We start from the raw sequence: 21,885 nt of genomic DNA, 5'->3' as shown, positions 1-21,885 counted from the left end.
GCGAAGACCGGGAATGATCATCAATTAGGCAGAGCAGCGCGTAACCTGTTGTTCTGGCAAGTCAAAGGACAGGGACGTGATCAACAGACGCGACCTCATGAAGTATTCGTTGCTCGGGGCGGCGACCGCGCCGCTGGCCGGCCTCAACACCCCGGCTTTCGCTGTTGGCAGCAAGGTGGCGATCGCCGAGGCGCTCCGGCTCGGCATGTACAACTCTCTTTACGTGGCGGCGGACAAAGGGCTGTTCGCCAAGCACAGCGTGGACGCCGACCTCTCCACCGCCGGCGGCATTGCGCTGCCGGTGCCGATCCTGCTCTCGGGCCGCAGCCAGATCGGCGTGACCAGCCCGGGCATGTCGGTCAACGCGGTGCGCGAAGGCGGCAAGATCAAGAACATCGCAAAGATCGTCGGCGGCGTATCGATGTGGGGCATCGCCCGCCCCGACAGCAAGATCAGGAGCATCGACGATCTGCGCGGCAAGACCATCGCCACCTTGAAATTTCCGTCCTCGACAATTCAGGTGCCGACCTACGCGATCAAGACCCTCGGCAAGTTCGACCCGAAGGAGGCCGGCGTCACCTTCCTCGAGCTTCCGCCCGGCGCGCAGGCCGCCGCGGTGAAGGACGGCCGCGCCGACATCGCCACGGCCTTCGAATGGGATGTCAGCATCGCCGCCGAGCAGTTCGGCCTCGCCCCCGTGCTGTCGTTCGCCGACATGCTCGGCTCGCTCTGCTTCACCACAGCCATGGCAACGGAAGAGACGATCGCGAGCAATCCAGCGGCCGTGCAGGGCTTCTGCAACGCGATCGCGGAAGCGCAGAAACTGATGCACGAGAACAATTCCGTCTTCACAGAGGTCGCGGAAAAATACTTCCCGAAGGTCGCACCATCCGTCGTCGCCGGCGCCACGAAAAACTTCTTCGGCTCCAGGACCGCGATCCCGCGCAATCCGACCATCTCCGCGGACGAATGGGACCGCGCGATGCTGCTCGAGCAGGGCGGCGGCGCGGTGCAGAGCGTGCTTCCCTATGCCCAGATGGTCGACAACCGTTTTGCCGAGCAGGCGACCAAGCAGTTTGGTCTGGTGTGATGACGGTGAATACCTCTCCTGTGCGCGAGCCGCGCTACGTCACCCTGCCGGCGCGGCCCGAGCCGCTTCGGCTTGCGGTCGACCAGACCGCCGTGGTCGTGGTCGACATGCAGAATGCCTATGCTTCGCCGAACGGCTATCTTGACCTCGCCGGATTCGATATCGCCGGCGCCAAAGCCGCGATCACGGCGATCCAGGACGTGCTCGGTGTCGCGCGCGGCGCGGGCGTCCCGGTGATCTTCTTCCAGAACGGCTGGGATCCCGATTATGTCGAGGCCGGCGGCCCGGGCTCGCCGAACTGGCACAAGTCGAACGCGCTGAAGACGATGCGCAAGCGGCCCGAGCTGCGAGGCAAGCTGCTTGCCAAGGGCGGCTGGGACTATGCGCTGGTCGACGAGTTGCAGCCGAAGCCCGGCGACATCGTGGTGCCGAAGACGCGCTACAGCGGCTTCTTCAACAGCCAGTTCGACAGCATCCTGCGCGCCCGCGGCATCCGCAACCTCGTGTTCTGCGGCATCGCCACCAATGTCTGCGTGGAGTCGACGCTACGCGACGGCTTTCACCTCGAATATTTCGGCGTGATGCTGGAGGACGCGACCCATCAGGCCGGCCCCGATTATCTCCAGAAGGCCTCCGTCTTCAACATCGAGACCTTCTTCGGCTGGGTCTCGTCGACGAGCGACTTCCGCCGCGCCTTTGCCCAGACCGAAGCCGTTCCAGCACATGAGAAGACGCCATGACCGATCGCGCCATCATTCCACCGGGCACCCACGCGCCCATCGCCCCGTTCTCGCCGGGGATGATGGCCGACAACGTTATCTACGTGTCGGGCACGCTGGCGTTCGACACGAACAACGACGTCGTCCACGAGGGCGACGCCGCGGGCCAGACCCGGCACATTCTCGAGACCATCAAGCGCGTGCTGGAGACGGCAGGATCGAGCCTTGCCGACGTCACCTTCAATTCGATCTTCCTGACCGACTGGGCCAACTATGCCGCGGTCAACAAGGTCTATGCCGAGTATTTTCCCGGCGAGAAGCCGGCGCGCTACTGCATCCAGTGCGGGCTGGTGAAGCCGGCCTGCCTGGTCGAGATCGCCTCGATCGCGCACAAGAGGCCGTGAGGTGGCGGTGCTCGACGCTGGCCAGACTGCGGTAACGGGCGCGCGGTTCAAGCTGCCGTCCGCATTGCGGATCGCGCTGCTTCAGATCGCGCTGCTGGCTGCGCTGCTCGCCGCGTGGGAGCTGGCGATCCGCTTCGGGCTGATCGCCGTCTATCTCTACGGCCAGCCGAGCGGCATCATTGCCAAGGCGGGCAAGCTGATCGGCAGCGGCGAGCTGCTCCGCGACGCCGCGCTGACGGCCTGGGAGGCGATCGCGGGCTTCCTGATCGGAACGGTGCTCGGCAGCGCAGCCGGGCTCGCGCTGTGGCTGGTCCCGACCGGTGCGGCGGTGCTGCGGCCCTATCTGATCGCGCTCAACGGCCTGCCGAAGATCGCGCTGGCGCCGCTGATCATCGTCTGGTTCGGCATCGGCATCTCCTCGAAGATCGCGATCGCGGCGATCATCACCTTCATCGTCGCGGTCATCACCGCGCTGCAAGGCGCCAAAGAGGTCGACGCCGATCTGGTCAAGCTGTTGCGCTCGCTTGGCGCCAGCCGGCTGAAGACCTGGCGCAGCGTCATCATCCCCGGCGCGATGCCGTGGATCGTCGCGGCCTTCCGGCTCAATGTCGGCTTCGCCCTGATCGGCGCCGTCGTCGGCGAGTACATCGCCTCCAAGGAGGGCCTCGGCTACATGATCTACTACGCCGGCGTGCTCTACGATCTCAACGCGGTCTGGGTCGGCATCGCTGCCCTGATGGCGGTCGCGCTGCTGATGTACGGCGCGATCGACCTGATCGAACGGCGCCTGCTCTCCTGATCCGAAACCACATCACTCCAATATCCGGGCAGTCATGGCTTTTGCACGCGGCGACGATGCCGAGATCTATTACGAAGTTCACGGGCGCGGCACGCCGGTCGTGCTGTCGGCCGGCATGGGCGGCAGCGGCTCGTTCTGGACGCCGCAGCTCGAGGCGCTGGCAAGGCGCCACCAGGTCATCCTCTACGACCATGTCGGCACCGGCCGCAGCGCGGCTGGCTGGCGTAGCATCGCCGGCATGGCCAACGACGTCGCCTCTGTGCTCGACCATGCCGGCGTCGATGCGGCGCATGTGGTCGGCCACGCCATCGGCGGCATCGTCGGCATCGAGCTTGCGTTGCGCCATCCAAAACGGCTGCGCAGCCTCGTCGTCGTCAACGGCTGGGGCCGCGCCGATCCGTTCCTGCGGCGCTGCTTCGAGATCCGCAAGCAGCTACTCAACCAGTCCGGACCGCAGGCCTATCTGCGCGCGCAGCCGCTGTTCCTGTATCCGCCGCAATGGATCTCCGAGAACATCGCGCATCTCGATGCCGAGGAGGAACGCATGCTGAGGCATTTTCCCTCCGTCGCGACGATGAACCAGCGCATCGACATGTTTCTGGCGTTCGACGGCGGCAAGCGCCTCGCCGAGATCAACGTGCCGACGTTGCTGTCTTCCGCAAGGGACGACGCGCTGGTGCCGGCCTATCTGACGCGCGAGCTTGCCGCCGCCATTCCGCGTGCACGGGTGCATGAGGTCGATTGGGGCGCGCATGCCTTCACGGTGGTCACGCCCGGCGTCTTCAACGAAGCCCTGCTCGAATTCTGCAACGAGGTGGACCAATGAACGCGCTCGCGCAGGACATCACCCGCCCCGCGGACGCCGCGCCGGTCGTGCTGCGGGCCGAGAATGTCGGCGTCACCTTCGAGGGCGGCGGCCGCCCGGTCGAGGCGATCCGCAAAGTGGATTTCGAGCTCTACCGCGGCGAGACGCTTGCGATCGTCGGCCCGTCGGGCTGCGGCAAGTCCACGCTGTTCAACGCGATCGCGGGCCTGTTGCGGCCGACCCGCGGCCATGTCGAGGTCGCTGGCCGCCGCGTCGGCGATGCCGCCGGCCATGTCGGCTACATGCTGCAAAAGGATCTGCTGCTGCCCTGGCGCAGCGTGCTCGACAACGTCATGCTCGGCCTCGAAGTCCGGAAGACGCCCAAGGCTCGTGCGCGCGAGATCGCGCTGGAGCTGATCAAGACCTATGGCCTCGCCGGCTTCGAGCACGCCAAGCCGGCGGCGCTGTCCGGCGGCATGCGCCAGCGCGTCGCCATCATGCGCACGCTCGCGTTCGATCCCGAAGTGATCCTGCTCGACGAGCCGTTTTCGGCGCTCGATTTCCAGACCCGTTTGCTGATGCAGGCCGACGTCTCCCGCATCATCGCCGAGCGCGGCAAGAGCGCCATTCTCGTCACCCACGACATCGGCGAGGCCATCGCCATGGCCGATCGCGTGCTGGTGCTGAGCGCGCGGCCCGCGACGGTGCGCGCACTGCATATCATCAACCTGCCCCGGGCCGGCCGCGACCCGGCCGCGCTGCGGACCGATGCAGCGTTCCAGGAGTACTTTGCGAAGATCTGGGCGGATCTGGAGAAGCCGGTTGGGGTGGCTTGATCCCAGATGCCGAATCTAATTGCCTTTGATGCCGGCCTCGCTGATGAGTTTGCGCCATTTGGTGCTTTCGCTCTGAATGAAGCGGCCGAACTGCTCCGGCGACGTCGGCGCGGGCTCTGCGCCGAGGGTCCGGATCTTCTCGACCACCGACGGGTCTTTCAGGGCTTTCACAAAGGCTTCGTTCAACCGGCCGACGATGCCCGCAGGCGTACCGGCCGGCGCAACCAGCCCGAACCAGCCTACCGATTCGAAGCCAGCGATCCCGCTCTCGGCGAGAGTCGGCACGTCGGGCAATGACGCAAGCCGTGCCGCCGACGAGACGCCGATCGCGTTGAGCTTGCCCTCGAGGATCAACTGCCTTGATGCGGGGATATCCAGCACCGCGAAGGGGACGTGTCCCGCGAGGACGTCGACCGTCGCCGGCGCTGTCCCGCGATACGGAACCAGCTCCATGGTGATGCCGGTCTTCTGCGTGAACAGCGCTGCCGTCAGATGCATCGCCGTCGAATTGCCGCCATGTCCGATCGACAGGGCGCCGGGCTTGGACTTGGCGAGCGCGATCATTTCGGCGGTGGTGTGCGCAGGCATGTCCGCGGACGCGACGAGCACAAAGGGAATTTCCGCAAGCAGGGTGATGGGCGCGAGATCCTTGGGATCGAATGGCATCGACGAATTGAGGTGCGGGTTCACTGTCAACGCTCCGGCCGGTGCGACACCGAGCGTGTAGCCGTCGGGCCTTGCCTGTGCGACCGCGGCCATGCCGATGTTGCCTCCCGCCCCGGCGCGGTTCTCGATCACCAGGCTCTGCTTGAGCTCGGCGGTGACCAACGGCTCGAGCGCACGGATAACGGTGTCGGCGCTGCCGCCGGGCGGGAAGGTCACGATGATTTTGATCAATTGCTCCGGATAGGCCGCTTCAATGGCCTTTAGCGGCAGCACGGCGAAAATCGCGGCCGTCAGCACGGCCAGAATGCGGCGCCTTGCAACGTGAAACACGTTCTCCTCCTCAGTGCGTTTTTCGTTTGTGGCCGACGCCCGGTCGGCCGCGTCGTCACATCACCGCGCCGGTGATCCGCGCCAACAAGGCTCCAGGATTTTCGGGCGCGACCTGCCCGCACCAGGCGATGTGCTGGTCGGGTCGTACCAGGACGAGCTTCTCGGCATACGCGCCATTCGCCTCGTCCGGCGCGATGTCGATCAGCGCGAGCGGAATGCCGCGCTCCTTCGCAACGGATAGCAGTCGCACCATGTCGATCGTTGGATCGAACCGCAACAGTGTGTAGCCCGGTCCAAATGCGTCGTAGAGTGACCGTCCGTCGCGCAGGAAAAAATGCGGTGCGCGTGCGCCAGGCACGGTGGAGGGCGTGAAGCTTCCCATCGTGTAGGCCGGCGGCGTCGCGCCATCATAGGCGATGATCGGCGAAGCATCGTAGTAGTAGCCAAAATTCAGTCCGGCGCAGCAATATTGCTGCACGTTGAGATCGTAGGCCGCCTTTGCCAGCGCTGCGCGTGCGGCGTGACCGCGCGGCGTATCGTCCTCGATCTCGGCCGATACGCCGCCGCGCTGCGCCATCATGGCCATCGCGTGATCCATGGCAAAACGCGAGACCTGTTCGGTGATGGGCTGACGCTCGGCCTCGTAAGCGTCGAGGATCGCAGCGGGCGCCCATCCGTTCAGATGCGCCGCCAACTGCCAGCAGAGATCGACGGCATCGGCGATGCCCGCGTTCATGCCGTAGCCCGCATAGGGCATCCACAGATGCGCGGCGTCGCCGCAGATGAAGACCCTGCGGTCGCGAAAACGATCGGCCACCAGCCGGCGCCCGACCCAGTCCTCCTTGCTGAGAACCCGGTATTCAAAGCGCTCGTCGACACCGAGAATGGCGCGGATGGCCCAGTCCCGATCGACCGAATCGAACTCGGGCTCGTCGGGCTTGAGATGATTGTGGATCAGCCAACGATTGTGACCGTCGATCGCAACCGTGGTGCCCGAACGTCGCGGGTTGAGCGAGAGCACCATCCAGGCAGGCCTGTGCGCTCCCATCAGCTGCTTGAGTTGCGGGGCTTCGATAAAGGTCGATTGCACGCGCTGGATCACCGGCGTCCCGGACAGGCTCGCACCGATTGATTTGCGGACAAGGGAACGGCTGCCGTCGCACCCGATCACAAAGCTGGCTTCGATGCGCAGCGAGCTTCCGCTGTCGAGGTCTCGGGCCAGTGCGACCACTTCATCGTCGGCCTGTTCGAGTTCGGTGATTTCCGTGCGCGCCAGAATGGTGATGTGCGGCTGGGCGGCGGCATGGCCGAACAGGATCGGTTCAAGATAGACTTGGTTGATCCGGTGCGGCGGCTCAGGCGTCGGCCACCAGGTATCGGGGCCGCCGGTTGCGCTGTAGCGACGCGCGCGGGAGGGGATGTCGATGCGACAAAGCTCGATGCCGGTCGCCGTGGTCCGATAGGAGCAATCATTGGGGAAGTCCGCAGGCAGGCCTGCGTCGCGCAGCTTTGCGGCCACGCCGAGCCGGCGGAAGATTTCCATCGAGCGTGCCGAGACGTGATTGCATTTGACGCTGGGCGGATCGCCGGCGTGGCGGACCTCCGCGACGACGACGTCGATCCCGCGCGAGGCCAGATCCATTGCCGCGGTCAGCCCCACGGGTCCAGCGCCTACGACCAGCACCTGTGTCCTCATTTTCCCATCCCTGCATGGCCGCGGTCATCGCCGTGGACCCAGCATGCATTTTATTGCAGGGCCGCTTATAAGATAAGCCGGAAAGAACTCATCAATTCATGAGATTTGCCTATGAATACTACCCTGCGGCAATTGCTGGCCTTCACCGGCGTGTATCGCACGCACAGCATCACGCGGGCCGCGCGCGAGCTTGGCATCACGCAATCGGCGGCGAGCCTGTTGATCCAGCAGCTCGAAGTCCAGCTCGGCGTAAAGCTGTTCGACCGCTCCACGCGCTCGGTGCAGCCGACGCTGGCCGCCGACGAGGCGTTTCATGCCGCCGAACGCATGCTGGGCGACGCACGGGGTCTGTCACGGCGCATGCGTGATCTCGCGCAGGCGCGCGCCGGACGCGTCGCGTTCGTCGCCTCGGCCGGCGCCGCATCGGCGCTGCTGCCTGCGGTGCTCGCAAAATTCGGCGCGACCTATCCTGACATCGAAATCGACATGCAGGACGTCGCCGCCGACGATCTCGTTCCGCGCCTGATCGCAACCGATGCGGAGTTCGCGATCGGCAGCGTGGAAGGAGAGATCGCGGAGATGACGATCGAGACGCTGACCCGCGGGCGGCTGAGCGCGATCGGTCGGCGCACCGCAGACTTCGCCGCGCGGCGCGCGCTGACATGGGACGAACTGGCGCAGCTGCCGACGATCGCGATGCGGCGCGAGACACGAATCCGCATGCAGATCGATCAGGCCCTCGGCGCGCAGGGCAAGCACCTCGCCCCGACCTATCAGGTGACGCTGATCAACACCGCGCTCGCCATGACGGCGCAGGGCCTCGGCCTTGCCATCCTTCCCGCGACGATGCTCCCGGCCGATCAGTTTCCAACGCTGATCGCAAAACCGCTCGTGCGCCCGGCCATCACCCGCCCGGTATCGCTGCTGCAGCGTCAGGGCCGAACGCTGTCGCCGGCGGCGCAGGCGTTCGTGGCGACGGCGCGGACGGTGCTGGCGGAGCGGGCTTCTTGAGATGACGGACTGGGAACAAGCATTCGGCGAAAGTGCGCTCGTCATGGCAAATTTCATGGCAAATTCACTCACGATGACGCAACGCCTCGACCAGGGCAACGAAGGCAGGCGAAGACTGCCGACGGCTCGGGTAATAGAGATGGTAGCCATCCCAGTACGGCGACCAACCTTCGAGCACGCGCTGGAGCTGCCCTTTCGCGATGTATGGAAGCGCAATTTCCTCCGGCACGTAGGCGAGGCCACGGCCGGCGAGCGCTCCATCCAGCACATGAAAGATGTTGTTGAAGACGAGCTGTCCGTCCACGCGAATCTTGATCTCGCGGCCGGCCTCCTCGAACTCCCAGACATAGAGCGCGCCGGACGTCGGGAAGCGATAGTTGATGCAGTCGTGCTGCATGAGATCCTGGGGCTTCTCCGGCTTCGAACGCCCGGCAAGGTAGGATTTGGCGCCGACGACGGCGAAGCGAAAATCAGGACCGATGCGGGCGGAGATCATGTCCTTCGCGAGCTGCTCGCCCATGCGCACGCCGGCGTCAAAGCGCTCGGTCACGATATCGGTAAGTCCGTTGTCGAGCAGGAGCTCGACCTTGATCTCGGGGTATTTCGGGAGAAAGCGCTTCAGCTTGGGCCACAGGATGCTGCTGATGGCATAGTCAGGCGCGACGATCCGGATGGTCCCGGCCGGCTTCTCCCGCAGCTCGTTCAGAGCATCGATCTCGATCTCGATCTGGTCGAAGTGGGGACCGATCCGCTCCAGAAGCCTCTCTCCCGCTTCCGTCGGGACGACGGCGCGCGTGGTGCGGGTGAGCAGGCGCACGCCAAGCCGGGCCTCGAGCTGGCGGATCGTATGGCTCAGCGCCGATTGTGAGACACCGAACCTCGCCGCGGCGCGGGTAAAGCTGCGCTCCCGCGCGACGGCAAGGAACGCGAGCAGGCCATTGACGTTCTGTCGCGACACTCATGAATCCCTCTCATAATCGAGGCGGCATTATAGCGCAGAACCAAGCGCCGACACAGCGGTGGTTGGTCATTCGCCGGAGGAATCAGTTGCCGCGTTCGACCCGGACCGAGACCGACCCGGGCCGGTCGAAGATCGAAACGTCGCCCGTCACCTGGCCGAGAATGATGATGCCGGGGTTGGGGACGCGTCCGGCGCGATAGTAAATGACGAAGTGGTCGCGGCTCCACAGGCCAAGCGTGCCGACGGAAAACTCCTGCTGCCGCCGTGTTTCAGGCAAGGGCGACGGCAGGTTTCCGGTCTTCTCCTGGCGGAGATGGTCGCGCATCTCGATCGTGACCGGCAGCATCCGGATCAGCGATTGGGTCGCGTCGTTGTCGACGAGGACGGCAGTAACCTCGCCCCATTCGGACGAGATACGAATGCGTTCTTGCGCCATGGCAGGTCCAGCCATTCCGAGTGTGATGACCGAAGCGGTCAGCAGGGGTTTCAGCATCGACGTCGTGCCTTCGTTTGGCAGCGGCCTTATCGGTCACCGGACAAGGGAGGGCATGCGAGCCTCTTGGTCGGATGCCCGAGCGACCCCGCTTACGCGAGGCGCCGACTGAAGAAGCTGGTCAGCTTATCGAACGGAATGAGGTCCACTTGGTCGTAGAGATCGACGTGGCCGGCGCCGCGAACCCAGACAAGCTCCTTCGGCTCGGCCGCGCGCCTGTAGGCGTCTTCGCTGAACTCCTTGGAATGGGCCTGATCCCCGCTGATGAACAGCATCGGACGCGGAGAGATCGTATCGATGTCACTGAACGGATAGAAGTTCATGAATTTGACGTTGCTGGTGACCGTCGGCTTCGTCGTCCTTTGGGCGGATGCACCGGGCGGCGTGAACTCGCCGCGGGGCGTGCGATAGAAATCGAAGAACTCGCGCTGGATCGGATGGGTATCGGCGGTCAGCACGAGATCCGTGCCGCCTGCAACCTCGATCGAGCCACCCTCGAACTCGGCATATCGTTTCTCGGCACCTGCGGCGATGATGGCCTTACGCTGCTCGACTGACAGCGACTTGTTGAGCGCATCCCGGTTGACGGCGCCCATGTCGTACATGCTGACCGTTGCGATCGCCTTCAAGCGCGGATCGATCTTGGCCGCGCTGATGATGAAGCTGCCGCTGCCGCAGATACCGATGCCGCCGATCCGTTCCCGATCAACGAACGGCCGGGTGCCCAGGAAGTCGACCGCGGCGCTGAAAGCTTCGGCATACGCCTCCGGCGACACCAAATTGCGCGGCTCGCCTTCGCTTTCACCCCAGAAGGGCAGATCGATGGACATAGCGACGAAGCCCTGTTCGGCCATTTTGGTCGCATAGAGGTTGGCGCTCTGCTCCTTCACGGCGCCCATCGGGTGGCCGACCACGAGCGCGGGATGCCGCGCAGCCCGGTCGAGATCCGTCGGGATGAAGAGATTGCCGGCGACGTTCATCCGGTACTGATTCTTGAAGGCGACCTTCTCGAGCGTCACCCGATCGCTGGTATAGAAGTTGTTCGCACCGTTGGACATGTCTTGAGCCTTTGCGAAGGGGATGTTGAAGAGCAAGGCCGCGCCGAGCGCGGTGACGCCAGCGCCAGTCAGTTTCAGGACGTCGCGCCGGCCGAAGTCCACGCTGGATCCAGGCTCCACCGCGTTTTCAATTCCAATCTGCTGGTTCATTGTTCTGTCTCCTTGGATCGCCTGGGGCAAGCAACCCCGCTTGGCCGCTCGGCAGCGCTGCGATCGTTTGAGACGAGAATAGTTGGGACGGCGCAATGCGATTAGCTCGCAAAATCCGCATGTAGCCATGAATCAGATTCATCAATCGCCGATCACCCGGAAGAACTTGCTGCACCGTTTCGCACCGGCTCTTGGAGTGATTCTTGGATGATTCTTGGATGATTCCTGGATTGATGAATCCGGCTCATGGCTACGTGCAATTCGGAAGCGCTACTCGGCGATGAGACTGTCGCTATCTACCTCGCAACGGATCGGCCCGGCGTCTGATCGGCGAACTGTTTCGCCCAGCATCGTGCCGACGACATCCAGGTTCAGCCGGACACAGCGGCAATCCATCACAATCCGGGAAACTCCACTAGCGCCCTGCACGACCGCTCGGCGGGTGGCTGCATCCTGTGCCCATGTAGCTTCGGGAGTAGAACAAGATGTCAGCTCGGCTTTCGTCCGCGACGCGCGACGTCGAGGAACGCACCACCCACTGGAGCGGGGTTTTCGCGATGGCGCTCTGTGTCTTCGCGCTCATCGCTTCGGAGTTCATGCCCGTCAGCCTGCTCACCCCGATCGCGTCCGATCTCCAGGTGAGCGAGGGACAGGCAGGACAGGCGATCGCCGTGTCCGGTGCGTTCGCCGTCATGACGAGCCTCTTCATTTCCACGCTGGCCGGTCGGCTCGACCGTAAGGTCCTGCTGCTTTCGCTGACGGGCGTGATGGCGGTCTCGGGGACGATCGTGGCGCTTGCCCCGAATTTTCTGGTCTTCATGATCGGGCGGGCGCTGATCGGGGTCGTCATCGGCGGATTCTGGTCGATGTCGGCCGCGACTGCGATGCAGCTCGTGCCGGAGCATGACGTTCCGAGGGCGCTCGCGATCTTCAACGGCGGCAACGCGCTTGCAACCGTGATTGCCGCCCCGCTCGGAAGCTTCCTGGGTTCGATCATCGGCTGGCACGGCGCCTTCTTCTGCCTCGTGCCAGTCGCTGTGATCGTCTTTTGCTGGCAAATGGTCAGCTTGCCCTCAATGAAAGCGGATCATGTGCCGGGGTCGGGAAACCTGTTCAGGATGCTGAACCGGCCGCTGATTGCCTTGGGGCTCGCGTCGGCCGGGCTCTTCTTCATGGGACAGTTCGCGCTCTTCACCTATGTACGGCCCTTCCTCGAGACCGTGACGCGTGTCGATGCCTCGATCCTGTCGCTGGTTCTCCTCATGATCGGCGTCGCGGGATTCGTCGGCACGAGCCTCATCGGAGGTTTCCTGAAAGAGGGGCTCTACCGGACGCTGATCGTCATTCCTGTGTCGATGGCCTCGATCGCCGCGATTCTCATCGGCTTCGGCGAACATCTCTCCGTCGCCGTGACGGTATTAGGCATCTGGGGGCTGATCGGCACGGCGGCGCCGGTCGGCTGGTGGACTTGGCTGGCGTGGTCCCTGCCGCAGGACGCCGAAGCTGGCGGCGGTCTCATGGTGGCGGTCATCCAGCTCGCGATCACCATGGGGGCGGTCATCGGCGGCGCGCTGTTCGATCTCGGGGGCTACCAGACGACGTTCGCGGCCAGCGCCGTCCTGCTGCTGATCGCCGCAATCTTGGCGTTTCTAACATCGCGGAGGGCCAGGGTTCCGTCAGCCTATGGGGCAGTCTGTTTATGGCGGAGAGGGAGGGATTCGAACCCCCGATAGGCTTGCACCTATGCCGCATTTCGAGTGCGGTGCATTCAACCACTCTGCCACCTCTCCTTGAAGTGCCGATGAGGGGCAGGAACCCCTGTGGTCGGGGCGTGTAATAGGCGAGGACGGCGAGTGAGACAAGGCGCGAAAGGCGAAAATCCGCCTCCACCCCTGCCCTTCACCCGGAAGGAACTGCCATGGAGCATCTGACCATCAAGGCCAATGGCGCCAGCTTCCACCTCGCCCGCCACGGGCGGGGCAAACCGCTGCTTTTGCTGCATGGTTGGCCGGAATTCTGGCTGACCTGGGAGCCGGTGATGTCGCGGCTGGCGGACCGGTACATGCTGATCGCACCCGATCTGCGCGGCTTTGGCGACAGCGACAAGCCGGACGGGCCTTACGGATCGGACGGTCACGCGGCCGACATGCTGGCGCTGATGCAGGGGCTCGGCATCAGCCGATTCGGCGTCGTCGGCCATGATGTCGGCGGCGCCGTGATGCAGTCTTTGGCGAGGCGGGCGCCGGAGCGGCTGGCCGGGCTGTTCCTGTTCGATTTCGTCTATCCCGGCATCGGGCCGCGGATGGCGGCGCCCGACCGGCTCAACCACATCTGGTACCAGTCCTTCCACCAGATGGAGATGGCCGAGCGGCTCGTCGGCGCGAGCCGCGAAAGCTGCCGGCTTTATATCGGTCACTTCCTCAAGGGCTGGGCGCATCGCAAGAACGCCTTTGACGACGTCCTCGACGATTTCACCGACAATTTCCTCAAGGACGGCAACCTTGCCGGCGGCTTTGCGTATTATCGCGCCGCGCATGCCGGGCGTGTCGCGATGATAAAAGGCGAAGCGCCGGCGTTGCCGCCGATCGCAATTCCGACCTGCGTGCGCTGGGCCGAGCACGACCCGCTGTTTCCCTATGCCTGGACCGACCGGCTGGGCGAGACCTTTGGCGAACTCGATCTTGCGATGTTTCCCGGCGTTGGCCACTTCCCGCATCGCGAGGATCCGGATCGCGCGGCAACGGAAATCGCTGCGTTCTTCGGGCGAATTGGCTGGAGCTGAAGCCCCCGGGGAATCCAAAGGGCTATCGCATATGGCCTTTGGGTGGGCTGAGCGCGCGCCTCGTCCTTCGAGACGACCGCTCCGCGGTCTCCTCAGGGTGAGGCCAAATGGCATCGGCGCTCGTTGAAACGGCTACCGCGGACTCCATCCTCATCCTGAGGGCCCGCCCCAAGGCGGGCGTCTCGAAGGATCGGCCACAACAAGATCAGCCCATATGCGATCACCCTGGCGGGGAATCCAAAAGGGGTGGGACCGCCAGACGCGGTAAACACTGGCGGTCCCGTGCCGCTCATTGCAATTCTGGCTGGGAAGGGCGGCTTCGCCGGCCAGGTGAGGCGACAATTCGACCCTAGCGTGCGTCTGCCATCCCGCAACGCAATCCGCCCCTTAACCTAACCAGTCAAGGTTACTCCTTGCCGTTCTTGCTGTTTTCCTTGCCCTTCTTCTTGCCGTTCTCCGTAGAGTCCCGGTCTTTGCCGTTGCCGCCGTCCTTGCGGCGGTTAGTGAAGCGCGCGTTGCCGAGCCCGGTGCCGATGGTCAGCACGCCCCAGCGCTCGACGTCCTGCATGAACGGGATTTCGGAAAGACCCTGCACCACGCCGTCATTGTGCATCACGATCGCAGTATCGTGCTCGCCGATCTGCGGGATGCCCTCGATCAGGCTCGCCGGTAGGTTGAACTTGCTGCTCTCCCAATTGCCCGGCAGGTTTTGCGCGCCCTTCTCGATCGAGCCGTCCCCGTTGATCACGCCGGGACAGGCGATGCCGATGAACGGCGCCAGCTTGAAGCCCTCCTCCTCGGCCTCGGTAATCAGTCCCTTCAGCATTTTCGTGAGCCGTTTCACCGCGCCCTCGCGGGTCGGCTCGTCGTCGGTATGACGCCACAGCTCGGATTTCCAGACCGAAGCCTTCGACAGGTCGCTGGCCTTCTTCCAGCCGCTTTCCACCACGCCACAGCGGATGTTGGTGCCGCCGATATCGACGGCGAGGATGCTGTCATGGGCCTCGAAGATCCAGGATGGCGCCAGATGCAGCGCGCCGAGCAGGCCGGCCTCGTCCGGATGGTGACGGATCGGCTGCAAATCGACCTTGAAGTCCTCGGACTTCAGGATGATCTCGGTGCGCGCGATCGCGAGCTCGCCGAGCCTGGAATCGCGAAAACCGCCCCCGACCACGATGCGCTCGGTCTTGGCCCAGGCCTTGGACTTGAGGAAGCGCCGCGTGACATAAGCCAGCTCCTGGGCGAAATCCTCGATCGCGCTGTGCACCACGGCCCAGGCCTCGGTGTCGTCGCCGACCAGGATGGCGTCCAGCGTCTTCTTGCTGATCTCCTCCGACGGCTCCTTGCCGAACGGGTCTTCGCCGGTCTTGCGCAGCGGCTTGCGCCAGCGCTCGAGAATGTCGCGGAACGCGCCCTTGCTGGCGCGGTCGCCGAGAAAGCCGTCGTCGTCCTTCATCTCAATGTTGAAGCTCTCGATGTCCACCGACGGCAGCCGCGCCGCGCCGTGGGTGGCGATGCCCGTGGTCTTGACCAGTTCGTCTGTTGCCATGGAAAGAAGCCCTTGCCCGCGCGCGGAATTCCGTGATCAACGGCGGGGGAACCCGTTTGGTTGCAGACCGGTTCGAGAATCGATTTCCGGACGGGGAAGCGGCCCAAATCCTTCAAATCCGGGCCTTTTCCGGCGGTTTTCCTTGACTCTCGGGGGTGAGCGGCTATAAGTCCCACAACCGGCGCGGGGCGTTTCTCGCGCCGCTTGTTTTTTCGCAGGTTTTCAAAGGGATAACTCCCGCCCGCGCAAAACTCGCAAAACCCATAGCGACTGACAAAAAAGCCGGCCCGGACATCCTGTCGCGAGGCCGGGATTGAACACGAAGGAAGAAAACGATGTTCGCAGTCATCAAAACCGGCGGCCGGCAGTACCGCGTCGTTCCGGATGATGTCCTGGAAGTAGGCAAGATCGCCGGCGAAGTCGGCACGATCGTGCAGCTGAATGAAGTCCTGGTGGTCGGCGGCGACACGCCGGTGCTGGGTCTGCCGACGGTGGCAGGCGCGTCCGTTGCGGCCGAGGTGCTCGACCACAAGCGCGGGCCGAAGGTCATCGCGTTCAAGAAGCGCCGCCGCAAGAACTCGCGCCGCAAGCGCGGCTACCGCGACGAGATCACGGTGCTGCGCATCACCGAGATCCTGACCAACGACGCCAAGCCTTCGATCGGACCGCGCCCGAAGCGCGAAAAGGTCGCCAAGGAAACGGCAAAGGAAGAAGAAGCCGCATAAATTGATCACGCCAATTCACGAATTGATGCGTGAGAAAATGTGAAATGATTCCGTCAAGGAATTGATCTAGAACTACGCAGGATTTGGAGACGAGCCATGGCTCACAAAAAAGCAGGCGGTTCATCGCGCAACGGTCGCGATTCAAAGGGCAAGCGCCTTGGCATCAAGGCGTTCGGCGGGGAAGTTGTCATTCCCGGCAACATCATTGCGCGTCAGCGCGGCACCACCTGGCATCCCGGCCTTAATGTCGGCATGGGCACGGACCACACTTTGTTCGCCAAGATCGAGGGTCGCGTTACGTTCCAGGCCAAAGCCAACGGCCGCACCTTCGTATCGGTGCTCCCGCTCGCAGAGGCGGCTGAATAGACGGTGGATCAATTTGGAGTCCGCCGGTCCTACCAAACCGGCGGAGTCCTAGAGATCAAAATGATCGAAGGCTCCAGGGGAGGCGGGAAACCGGCCTCCCCTTTCGTTTGACGTGCTCACTTTTCACTTAGTGACTTCGACGGAGCCGGACATGTTGCAGGATTTTTCGAGCGTGACCTTGCGGGAGGCGAGACCGAGCGTCGTCGCCACCGAGCGGCTGACCTTGCGGCGGCCGACGCTCGCCGACGTCAGGACCATCGCCAAGCTCGCCAATGACCGCCGCATCGCGGAAAACACCCGCCGCCTGCCGCATCCCTATTCGCAAGACGATGCCGTCGCATTCATCCGCGCCACCGCGGCGATTGGCAGCGAGACCGTGTTCCTGATCGAGCACGACAGCGGGCCGGTCGGCATGGTCGGGATCGACTGCTCGACGCCGGACAACGCCGAGCTCGGCTACTGGCTCGGCGTCGAGCACTGGGGCCGTGGCTTTGCCACCGAAGCTGCGCGCGGCGCGATCGACTTCTTCTTCGAGGAGTTCGACGACGATCATCTCTACGCGGGTGCGCGCGTCACCAACCCGGCCTCGCGCAACGTGCTGGAAAAGTGCGGCTTCCAGTGGAGCGGCGTTCAGCTGCACCGTTTCCTGGCGCTGGGCTCCTCCACGCCCGTCGACTGCTTCCGCCTCTCGCGCGGAGTGTGGGCGTCGCTGAAGAGCTGGAGCAGTGCAAGAAGGGTGAGGTAGGCACTCTACGCCGGCGGATTCACCTCTCCGCCGGCACGCCCGAGATCGCGCTCGCGCAGATAGATGTAGAAGCCTGCGCCGATGATGATGGCGGCGCCGACGATGGTGGCGGCCTGCGGCACATCGCCGAACACGACGAAGCCGAAGATCACGGCCCAGACGATCATTGAATACTGATACGGCACCACCACGCTCGCCGGCGCGAGCTTGAGCGAGCGGTTGACGCAGAACAGCGCCGTCACCGAGACGCATCCCGCCAGCGCGAAGATCACGAGGCTGCCGGGGCTCGGCGGCACCCAGTGGAACGCCGACAGCACGGCGCCGAGCAGGAACGTGCCGACGAATTGCGAGGACGCCATCACGATGTCGGGCGTCTTGCGCAGGCTGCGCGTGATCAGCATCAGCGTTGCAAACGACAAGCTGCCGCCGAGCGCAATCAGCGCCGGCAGGCTGACCGTCTGCGCCGACGGCCGCAGCGCGATCAGCACGCCGCAAAAGCCGATCACGATCGCGGTCCAGCGCCGCCAGCCGACACGCTCGCCCAGAAAGATCGCCGACATCGCGGTGACGAAAATGGGGCCCGCGAGATAATAGGTGATGACGTCGGCGAGCGGCAGATAGACGGTCGCAAGGAAGAACGCAGCCACTTCCAACGTCGACAGCGTGACGCGAAACAGCTGCAGCCACGGCCGCTCCAGGCGCAGGAAATCATGACGCTGCCGCCAGATCATCGGCGACAGCAGCAGCAGCGCCGCGCAGGCGCGCAGAAACAGGAGCTGCCCCACCGAATAAGTCCCGACCAGGAACTTGCCCATGGCGTCGCCGAACGAGAACATGAAGATCGACAGCACCATCAGCGCAATGCCGGCCAGTCGCGCCGAGCGCTCGTCATAGGCGGAGAGATTTTTGAACAGAGGCATTGAAACGAGTCTGGATCTGAGAGCTCGTCATTGCGAGCGCAGCGAAGCAATCCAGATTCTTTCCGCGGCGACAGTCTGGATTGCTTCGCTACGCTCGCAATGACGGGGGAGAGAGCATCAGGAATCGGCGAGTAGCGTCGCTTGCGGTCGTTTTAATGACGTGGGCGCGCTGGACAAGCCCGCTTGCACCGAATTGAACGGATTGTCGCACTCATCGCGTCGGGGTAGCGATAGGATGCCGCACCGATCAGAGAGCACCGACATGACCGAGTTCGATCCGACCCAGCATCGCATGATCGCCACGCAACGCTGGTTTGAGGATTTCGTCGTCGGCGAGCGCTTCGTGCTGCCGAGCAGGACCCAGACCTCGGCGGTGTTCGCCGCGTTCCAGACCGCGAGCGGCGACACCCACCCGGTGCACTACGACGTCGAATATTGCCGCGCCCGCGGCATGCCGCATCTGCTCGCGCACGGCTTTCAGACGCTGATCCACACCGCACCCGGCGCGGGCCTGTTTCCCTTCATGGTCGAGGAATCCCTGATCGGCTTTCTCGAGCAGTCGAGCCGGTTCCTCAAGCCCGTGTTCGCCGACGATACGATCTATCCAGCGCTCGAGGTCACCGAGCTGATGCCGGGACGCTCGACCGGCGTCGTGACGCTGACGAGCACCGTCTTCAACCAGCGCAAGGAGCTGGTGGTGGAGGGACTACAGAAATTCCTGATCCGCCGTCGGCCACTCTGACGTCGTCCGGGGGTTAGGCACGGGCAAAAATAGCCGAAATTCGGCCGGTTCGCGGACAAGTCCGGGTTGCCGCGCGGGACCGGCTGGCCTACCTATGGCCCATGAAATTCCTTGACGAAGCAAAGGTCTATATCCGCTCCGGTGACGGCGGAAACGGCTGCGTGGCGTTCCGCCGCGAAAAATTCATCGAATTCGGCGGTCCTTCCGGCGGCAATGGCGGCCGCGGCGGCAATGTCGTGATCGAGGTCGCCGACGGGCTGAACACGCTGATCGACTACCGCTACCAGCAGCACTTCAAGGCCCAGAAGGGCGAAAACGGCAGCGGCTCGGACCGCCACGGCGCCAACGGCAAGGCGATCGTGCTGAAGGTCCCTGTCGGCACGCAGATCTTCGACGAAGACCGCGAGACGCTGATCCACGACTTCACCAATGTCGGCGAGAAGTTCGTGCTCGCCGAGGGCGGCAATGGCGGCTTCGGCAATGCGCATTTCAAGACGTCGACCAACCGCGCGCCGCGCAACGCCAATCCTGGCCAGGTGGGCGAGGAGCGCTGGATCTGGCTGCGGCTGAAGCTGATCGCCGACGCCGGCCTGGTCGGCCTGCCCAATGCCGGCAAGTCGACCTTCCTCGCCAAGGTCAGCGCGGCAAAGCCGAAGATCGCCGACTATCCCTTCACCACGCTGCATCCGCAGCTCGGCGTCGTGAACTCCGACGGCCGCGAATTCGTGCTCGCCGACATTCCCGGTCTGATCGAGGGCGCGCATGAAGGCGCGGGCCTTGGCGATCGCTTTCTCGGCCATGTCGAGCGCTGCCGCGTGCTGCTGCATCTCGTCGATGCGACCTGCGAACATGCCGGCAAGGCCTACAAGACGGTACGAACGGAGCTCGATGCCTATGGCGGCCTGCTCACCGACAAGATCGAGATCGTGGCCCTGAACAAGATCGACGCGGTCGAGCCGGATGAGTTGAAGAAGCAGAAGGACCGGCTGAAGCGCGCCGCCAAGAAGACGCCGCTGCTGCTTGCCGGCGCCACCGGCCAGGGCGTCAAGGAAGCGCTGCGGGCGCTCGTCGAGGTGATCGGCGAAAACCCCGTCTCCGCCAAGGCGAAGAGCGCGGCTGAAGCGGAGCCCTGGTCGGCTTGATCGATCCCGCTTAGAGACCCTCATGGTGAGGAGCGCGGAACGCGCGTCTCGAACCATGAAGGCCCCGGTTCTCGCCCGCGGCCATCCTTCGAGACGCCCGCTATCGCAGGCTCCTCAGGATGAGGTTCGGTGCTTGTGACGCAGTCGAATTGAACGCTGGCTTGTCATCGCAGCTCTGATAGCGCAGCATCAAAAGATCAAGAAACGGCAGGGATGATGCATGGCACGCGCGAAGAACGTTCTCTGGATCATGTGCGACCAGCTTCGCTACGACTATCTCGGCTGCACCGGCCATCCCTCGCTGAAGACGCCGAACATCGACGCCATGGCGAAGCGCGGCGTGCTGTTCACCAAGGCTTATGTGCAGTCGCCGATCTGCGGCCCGTCGCGGATGTCGTTCTACACCGGCCGCTACATGCGCTCGCACGGCTCGCACTGGAACGGCTGGCCCTTGCGCGTCGGCGAGCCGACGCTGGGCGATCACCTCAAGGCAATCGGCGTGCGCAACGTGCTGGTCGGCAAGACCCACATGGCGCCCGATCTCGAAGGCATGAAGCGGCTCGGCATCCCGCCGGAATCCATCATCGGCGTGCACGTCGCCGAATGCGGCTTCGAGCCCTATGAGCGCGACGATGGCCTGCATCCGACCGGACGGCCGCGCCCGAAATACGACGACTATCTGCGCCAGCAGGGTTTCGAGGCGACGAACCCGTGGGAGCACTGGGCCAATTCCGGCGCCGCTGACGACGGCAGCTTGCAGAACGGCTGGTTGCTGACGCATGCCGACAAGGCCGCGCGCGTGCCGGAAGAACACTCCGAGACGCCCTACATGACGCACCGGGCGATGGACTTCATCACCGAGGCCGAGACCGACGGCAAGCCGTGGTGCCTGCATCTGTCCTACATCAAGCCGCACTGGCCCTATATCGCCCCCGAACCCTATGCCAGTATGTATTCGATATCAGACATGCTGCCGGTGATCCGCTCGGAGCGCGAGCGGCAGAACCCGCATCCGGTGTTCGGCGCCTATATGGACATGCGCTACTCCCGCAACATGGCGCGCGACGATGCCCGGGAGAAAGTGATCCCGACCTATATGGGCCTGATCACCCAGATCGACGACCAGATGGGCGTGCTGATGAAGTTTCTAAGGGAGCACGACCTCCTGGAAACCACCATGATCGTGTTCACCTCCGATCATGGCGATTATCTCGGCGATCACTGGATGGGCGAGAAGGACCTGTTCCACGAACAGTCGGCGAAGATCCCGCTGATCGTCATCGATCCATCGACGGACGCGGATGCGGCGCGCGGCACGCGATGCGATGCGCTGGTGGAAGCCATCGACCTCGCGCCGACCTTCGTCGATTATTTCGGCGGCAAGGTGCCGGCTCACGTCCTCGAAGGACGCTCGCTGCTGCCGCTGCTGCGCGGCCCGACGCCACCAGATTGGCGCAAGGTCGCATTCTCCGAATACGACTACGCCATGCAGGACGTGCGGCTGAAGCTGAACCAGCCGATCGAGCGCTGCCGCCTGTTCATGGTGTTCGACGGCCGTTGGAAATACATCCACGCCTCGGGCTTCCGTCCGATGCTGTATGATCTCGAGACCGATCCGGAAGAGTTTTTGGATCGCGGCGACGATCCTGATTGCGCTGGCATCATCGCGCGGTTGCAGGCCGAGCTGTTCGACTGGGCGCTGCATCCAAACGACCATATCACCACGCCTCGCGAGAAGATCGCGAACTATGCCGATAACCAGCTCCAAGTGAAGGGCGGGATTTTGATCGGCGTCTGGGACGAGGCTGAGCTTGCGTCGATCAGGGACGGAATAGAGCAGCGCGCGAAGATGTGAGACCCTCATGGTGAGGAGGCGCGCAAGCGCCGTCTCGAACC

The 21,885-nt window shown here is 64.0% G+C and carries 22 protein-coding genes and 1 tRNA gene; 15 read left to right on the top strand and 8 right to left on the bottom strand.

Annotation, left to right across the window (positions count from 1 at the left end; all coding sequences use genetic code 11):
• Positions 1-76 precede the first annotated feature (76 nt).
• The 6 genes from GWG65_RS27325 to GWG65_RS27300 are packed head-to-tail and all read left to right on the top strand — an operon-like array spanning position 77 to position 4,653.
• The gene (locus tag GWG65_RS27325) at positions 77-1,090 is read left to right on the top strand and encodes an ABC transporter substrate-binding protein (protein ID WP_275198663.1); all 1,014 of its coding nucleotides are present in this window, start codon (positions 77-79) and stop codon (positions 1,088-1,090) included.
• Between the two features lie 5 nt (positions 1,091-1,095).
• The gene (gene rutB / locus GWG65_RS27320; RefSeq protein WP_275198662.1) at positions 1,096-1,830 is read left to right on the top strand and encodes a pyrimidine utilization protein B; all 735 of its coding nucleotides are present in this window, start codon (positions 1,096-1,098) and stop codon (positions 1,828-1,830) included.
• Entirely contained in the window at positions 1,827-2,213 is a 387-nt protein-coding gene (rutC, locus tag GWG65_RS27315; RefSeq protein ID WP_275198661.1) for a pyrimidine utilization protein C, read from the top strand. The genes rutB and rutC overlap by 4 nt, the downstream gene beginning before the upstream one ends.
• Position 2,214: 1 nt before the next feature.
• Entirely contained in the window at positions 2,215-3,012 is a 798-nt protein-coding gene (locus tag GWG65_RS27310; protein WP_275198660.1) for an ABC transporter permease, read from the top strand.
• A 34-nt stretch (positions 3,013-3,046) separates the two neighbouring features.
• Positions 3,047-3,838 (top strand): pyrimidine utilization protein D, encoded by a 792-nt coding sequence (rutD, locus tag GWG65_RS27305; RefSeq protein WP_275198659.1) that lies wholly within the window; start codon positions 3,047-3,049, stop codon positions 3,836-3,838.
• Positions 3,835-4,653 (top strand): ABC transporter ATP-binding protein, encoded by an 819-nt coding sequence (locus tag GWG65_RS27300; protein ID WP_275198658.1) that lies wholly within the window; start codon positions 3,835-3,837, stop codon positions 4,651-4,653. Before rutD ends, GWG65_RS27300 begins: the two co-directional genes overlap by 4 nt.
• Before the next feature lie 15 nt (positions 4,654-4,668).
• Here the strand turns inward: GWG65_RS27300 and GWG65_RS27295 are convergent, their stop codons facing one another.
• The gene (locus tag GWG65_RS27295) at positions 4,669-5,649 is read right to left on the bottom strand and encodes a tripartite tricarboxylate transporter substrate binding protein (protein ID WP_275198657.1); all 981 of its coding nucleotides are present in this window, start codon (positions 5,647-5,649) and stop codon (positions 4,669-4,671) included.
• A 55-nt stretch (positions 5,650-5,704) separates the two neighbouring features.
• Entirely contained in the window at positions 5,705-7,345 is a 1,641-nt protein-coding gene (locus tag GWG65_RS27290; RefSeq protein WP_275198656.1) for an FAD-dependent oxidoreductase, read from the bottom strand.
• 111 nt (positions 7,346-7,456) lie between these two features.
• Between GWG65_RS27290 and GWG65_RS27285 the strand changes: the two genes are divergently transcribed.
• Positions 7,457-8,356: a LysR family transcriptional regulator gene (locus GWG65_RS27285; protein ID WP_275198655.1), complete on the top strand. Its 900-nt coding sequence runs from the start codon at positions 7,457-7,459 to the stop codon at positions 8,354-8,356.
• Positions 8,357-8,420: 64 nt separating this feature from the next.
• Here the strand turns inward: GWG65_RS27285 and GWG65_RS27280 are convergent, their stop codons facing one another.
• The 3 genes from GWG65_RS27280 to GWG65_RS27270 form a co-directional block, all read right to left on the bottom strand.
• Positions 8,421-9,314 carry a LysR family transcriptional regulator gene (locus GWG65_RS27280; protein ID WP_275198654.1) on the bottom strand — a complete coding sequence of 298 codons (894 nt, stop codon included), beginning with the start codon at positions 9,312-9,314 and terminating at the stop codon, positions 8,421-8,423.
• An 85-nt stretch (positions 9,315-9,399) separates the two neighbouring features.
• A complete protein-coding gene (locus tag GWG65_RS27275) occupies positions 9,400-9,810 on the bottom strand; it encodes a cyclophilin-like fold protein (RefSeq protein WP_275198653.1) in 411 nt (136 codons plus the stop codon).
• Positions 9,811-9,902: 92 nt separating this feature from the next.
• Positions 9,903-11,018, bottom strand: coding sequence for an alpha/beta hydrolase (locus tag GWG65_RS27270; protein WP_275198652.1), 1,116 nt, complete (start codon positions 11,016-11,018; stop codon positions 9,903-9,905).
• 485 nt (positions 11,019-11,503) lie between these two features.
• Here GWG65_RS27270 and GWG65_RS27265 point away from each other — a divergent pair, with 485 nt between their 5' ends.
• A complete protein-coding gene (locus tag GWG65_RS27265; RefSeq protein ID WP_275198651.1) occupies positions 11,504-12,751 on the top strand; it encodes an MFS transporter in 1,248 nt (415 codons plus the stop codon).
• On the opposite strand, the gene GWG65_RS27260 is transcribed toward GWG65_RS27265, so the two are convergent.
• Positions 12,719-12,808: transfer RNA gene (locus GWG65_RS27260), tRNA-Ser, on the bottom strand. The genes GWG65_RS27265 and GWG65_RS27260 overlap by 33 nt on opposite strands.
• 128 nt (positions 12,809-12,936) lie before the next feature.
• Here GWG65_RS27260 and GWG65_RS27255 point away from each other — a divergent pair.
• The gene (locus GWG65_RS27255; protein WP_275198650.1) at positions 12,937-13,800 is read left to right on the top strand and encodes an alpha/beta hydrolase; all 864 of its coding nucleotides are present in this window, start codon (positions 12,937-12,939) and stop codon (positions 13,798-13,800) included.
• Between the two features lie 406 nt (positions 13,801-14,206).
• Here GWG65_RS27255 and GWG65_RS27250 read toward each other — a convergent pair whose 3' ends face one another.
• The gene (locus GWG65_RS27250; protein WP_275198649.1) at positions 14,207-15,349 is read right to left on the bottom strand and encodes an ROK family protein; all 1,143 of its coding nucleotides are present in this window, start codon (positions 15,347-15,349) and stop codon (positions 14,207-14,209) included.
• A 335-nt stretch (positions 15,350-15,684) separates the two neighbouring features.
• Between GWG65_RS27250 and rplU the strand changes: the two genes are divergently transcribed.
• The 3 genes from rplU to GWG65_RS27235 all read left to right on the top strand — a co-directional run bounded on the left by rplU (position 15,685) and on the right by GWG65_RS27235 (position 17,185).
• On the top strand, positions 15,685-16,074 hold the full coding sequence (gene rplU / locus GWG65_RS27245; protein WP_275198648.1) for a 50S ribosomal protein L21: 390 nt from the start codon (positions 15,685-15,687) through the stop codon (positions 16,072-16,074).
• Between the two features lie 96 nt (positions 16,075-16,170).
• Positions 16,171-16,440: a 50S ribosomal protein L27 gene (gene rpmA / locus GWG65_RS27240; protein ID WP_008137923.1), complete on the top strand. Its 270-nt coding sequence runs from the start codon at positions 16,171-16,173 to the stop codon at positions 16,438-16,440.
• 151 nt (positions 16,441-16,591) lie between these two features.
• A complete protein-coding gene (locus tag GWG65_RS27235; RefSeq protein ID WP_275198647.1) occupies positions 16,592-17,185 on the top strand; it encodes a GNAT family N-acetyltransferase in 594 nt (197 codons plus the stop codon).
• Positions 17,186-17,190: 5 nt separating this feature from the next.
• Here the strand turns inward: GWG65_RS27235 and GWG65_RS27230 are convergent, their stop codons facing one another.
• On the bottom strand, positions 17,191-18,105 hold the full coding sequence (locus tag GWG65_RS27230; RefSeq protein ID WP_275198646.1) for a DMT family transporter: 915 nt from the start codon (positions 18,103-18,105) through the stop codon (positions 17,191-17,193).
• Positions 18,106-18,367: 262 nt separating this feature from the next.
• On the opposite strand from GWG65_RS27230, the gene GWG65_RS27225 reads away from it, so the two are divergent.
• From GWG65_RS27225 to GWG65_RS27215, 3 genes are all read left to right on the top strand, one after another.
• Positions 18,368-18,847, top strand: coding sequence for a MaoC family dehydratase (locus GWG65_RS27225; RefSeq protein ID WP_275198645.1), 480 nt, complete (start codon positions 18,368-18,370; stop codon positions 18,845-18,847).
• Positions 18,848-18,948: 101 nt separating this feature from the next.
• Positions 18,949-19,989, top strand: a complete 1,041-nt coding sequence (gene obgE / locus GWG65_RS27220; protein ID WP_275198644.1) for a GTPase ObgE — start codon at positions 18,949-18,951, stop codon at positions 19,987-19,989.
• 220 nt (positions 19,990-20,209) lie between these two features.
• Positions 20,210-21,844 (top strand): alkaline phosphatase family protein, encoded by a 1,635-nt coding sequence (locus GWG65_RS27215; RefSeq protein WP_275198643.1) that lies wholly within the window; start codon positions 20,210-20,212, stop codon positions 21,842-21,844.
• Positions 21,845-21,885 lie beyond the last annotated feature (41 nt).

Source organism: Bradyrhizobium sp. CSA207 (assembly GCF_029051685.1).
Lineage (GTDB): Bacteria > Pseudomonadota > Alphaproteobacteria > Rhizobiales > Xanthobacteraceae > Bradyrhizobium.
This window is presented reverse-complemented; position numbering and strand designations above follow the sequence as displayed.

Excerpts from the sequence above, each read along its gene's own strand:
- rutC (WP_275198661.1), top strand. The coding sequence starts at position 1,827 with ATGACCGATCGCGCCATCATTCCACCGGGCACCCACGCGCCCATCGCC.
- rutD (WP_275198659.1), top strand. The coding sequence starts at position 3,047 with ATGGCTTTTGCACGCGGCGACGATGCCGAGATCTATTACGAAGTTCAC.
- GWG65_RS27300 (WP_275198658.1), top strand. The coding sequence starts at position 3,835 with ATGAACGCGCTCGCGCAGGACATCACCCGCCCCGCGGACGCCGCGCCG.
- GWG65_RS27290 (WP_275198656.1), bottom strand. The coding sequence starts at position 7,345 with ATGAGGACACAGGTGCTGGTCGTAGGCGCTGGACCCGTGGGGCTGACC.
- GWG65_RS27285 (WP_275198655.1), top strand. The coding sequence starts at position 7,457 with ATGAATACTACCCTGCGGCAATTGCTGGCCTTCACCGGCGTGTATCGC.
- GWG65_RS27275 (WP_275198653.1), bottom strand. The coding sequence starts at position 9,810 with ATGCTGAAACCCCTGCTGACCGCTTCGGTCATCACACTCGGAATGGCT.
- GWG65_RS27270 (WP_275198652.1), bottom strand. The coding sequence starts at position 11,018 with ATGAACCAGCAGATTGGAATTGAAAACGCGGTGGAGCCTGGATCCAGC.
- GWG65_RS27265 (WP_275198651.1), top strand. The coding sequence starts at position 11,504 with ATGTCAGCTCGGCTTTCGTCCGCGACGCGCGACGTCGAGGAACGCACC.
- GWG65_RS27255 (WP_275198650.1), top strand. The coding sequence starts at position 12,937 with ATGGAGCATCTGACCATCAAGGCCAATGGCGCCAGCTTCCACCTCGCC.
- GWG65_RS27250 (WP_275198649.1), bottom strand. The coding sequence starts at position 15,349 with ATGGCAACAGACGAACTGGTCAAGACCACGGGCATCGCCACCCACGGC.
- rplU (WP_275198648.1), top strand. The coding sequence starts at position 15,685 with ATGTTCGCAGTCATCAAAACCGGCGGCCGGCAGTACCGCGTCGTTCCG.
- rpmA (WP_008137923.1), top strand. The coding sequence starts at position 16,171 with ATGGCTCACAAAAAAGCAGGCGGTTCATCGCGCAACGGTCGCGATTCA.
- GWG65_RS27235 (WP_275198647.1), top strand. The coding sequence starts at position 16,592 with ATGTTGCAGGATTTTTCGAGCGTGACCTTGCGGGAGGCGAGACCGAGC.
- GWG65_RS27230 (WP_275198646.1), bottom strand. The coding sequence starts at position 18,105 with ATGCCTCTGTTCAAAAATCTCTCCGCCTATGACGAGCGCTCGGCGCGA.
- GWG65_RS27225 (WP_275198645.1), top strand. The coding sequence starts at position 18,368 with ATGACCGAGTTCGATCCGACCCAGCATCGCATGATCGCCACGCAACGC.
- obgE (WP_275198644.1), top strand. The coding sequence starts at position 18,949 with ATGAAATTCCTTGACGAAGCAAAGGTCTATATCCGCTCCGGTGACGGC.
- GWG65_RS27215 (WP_275198643.1), top strand. The coding sequence starts at position 20,210 with ATGGCACGCGCGAAGAACGTTCTCTGGATCATGTGCGACCAGCTTCGC.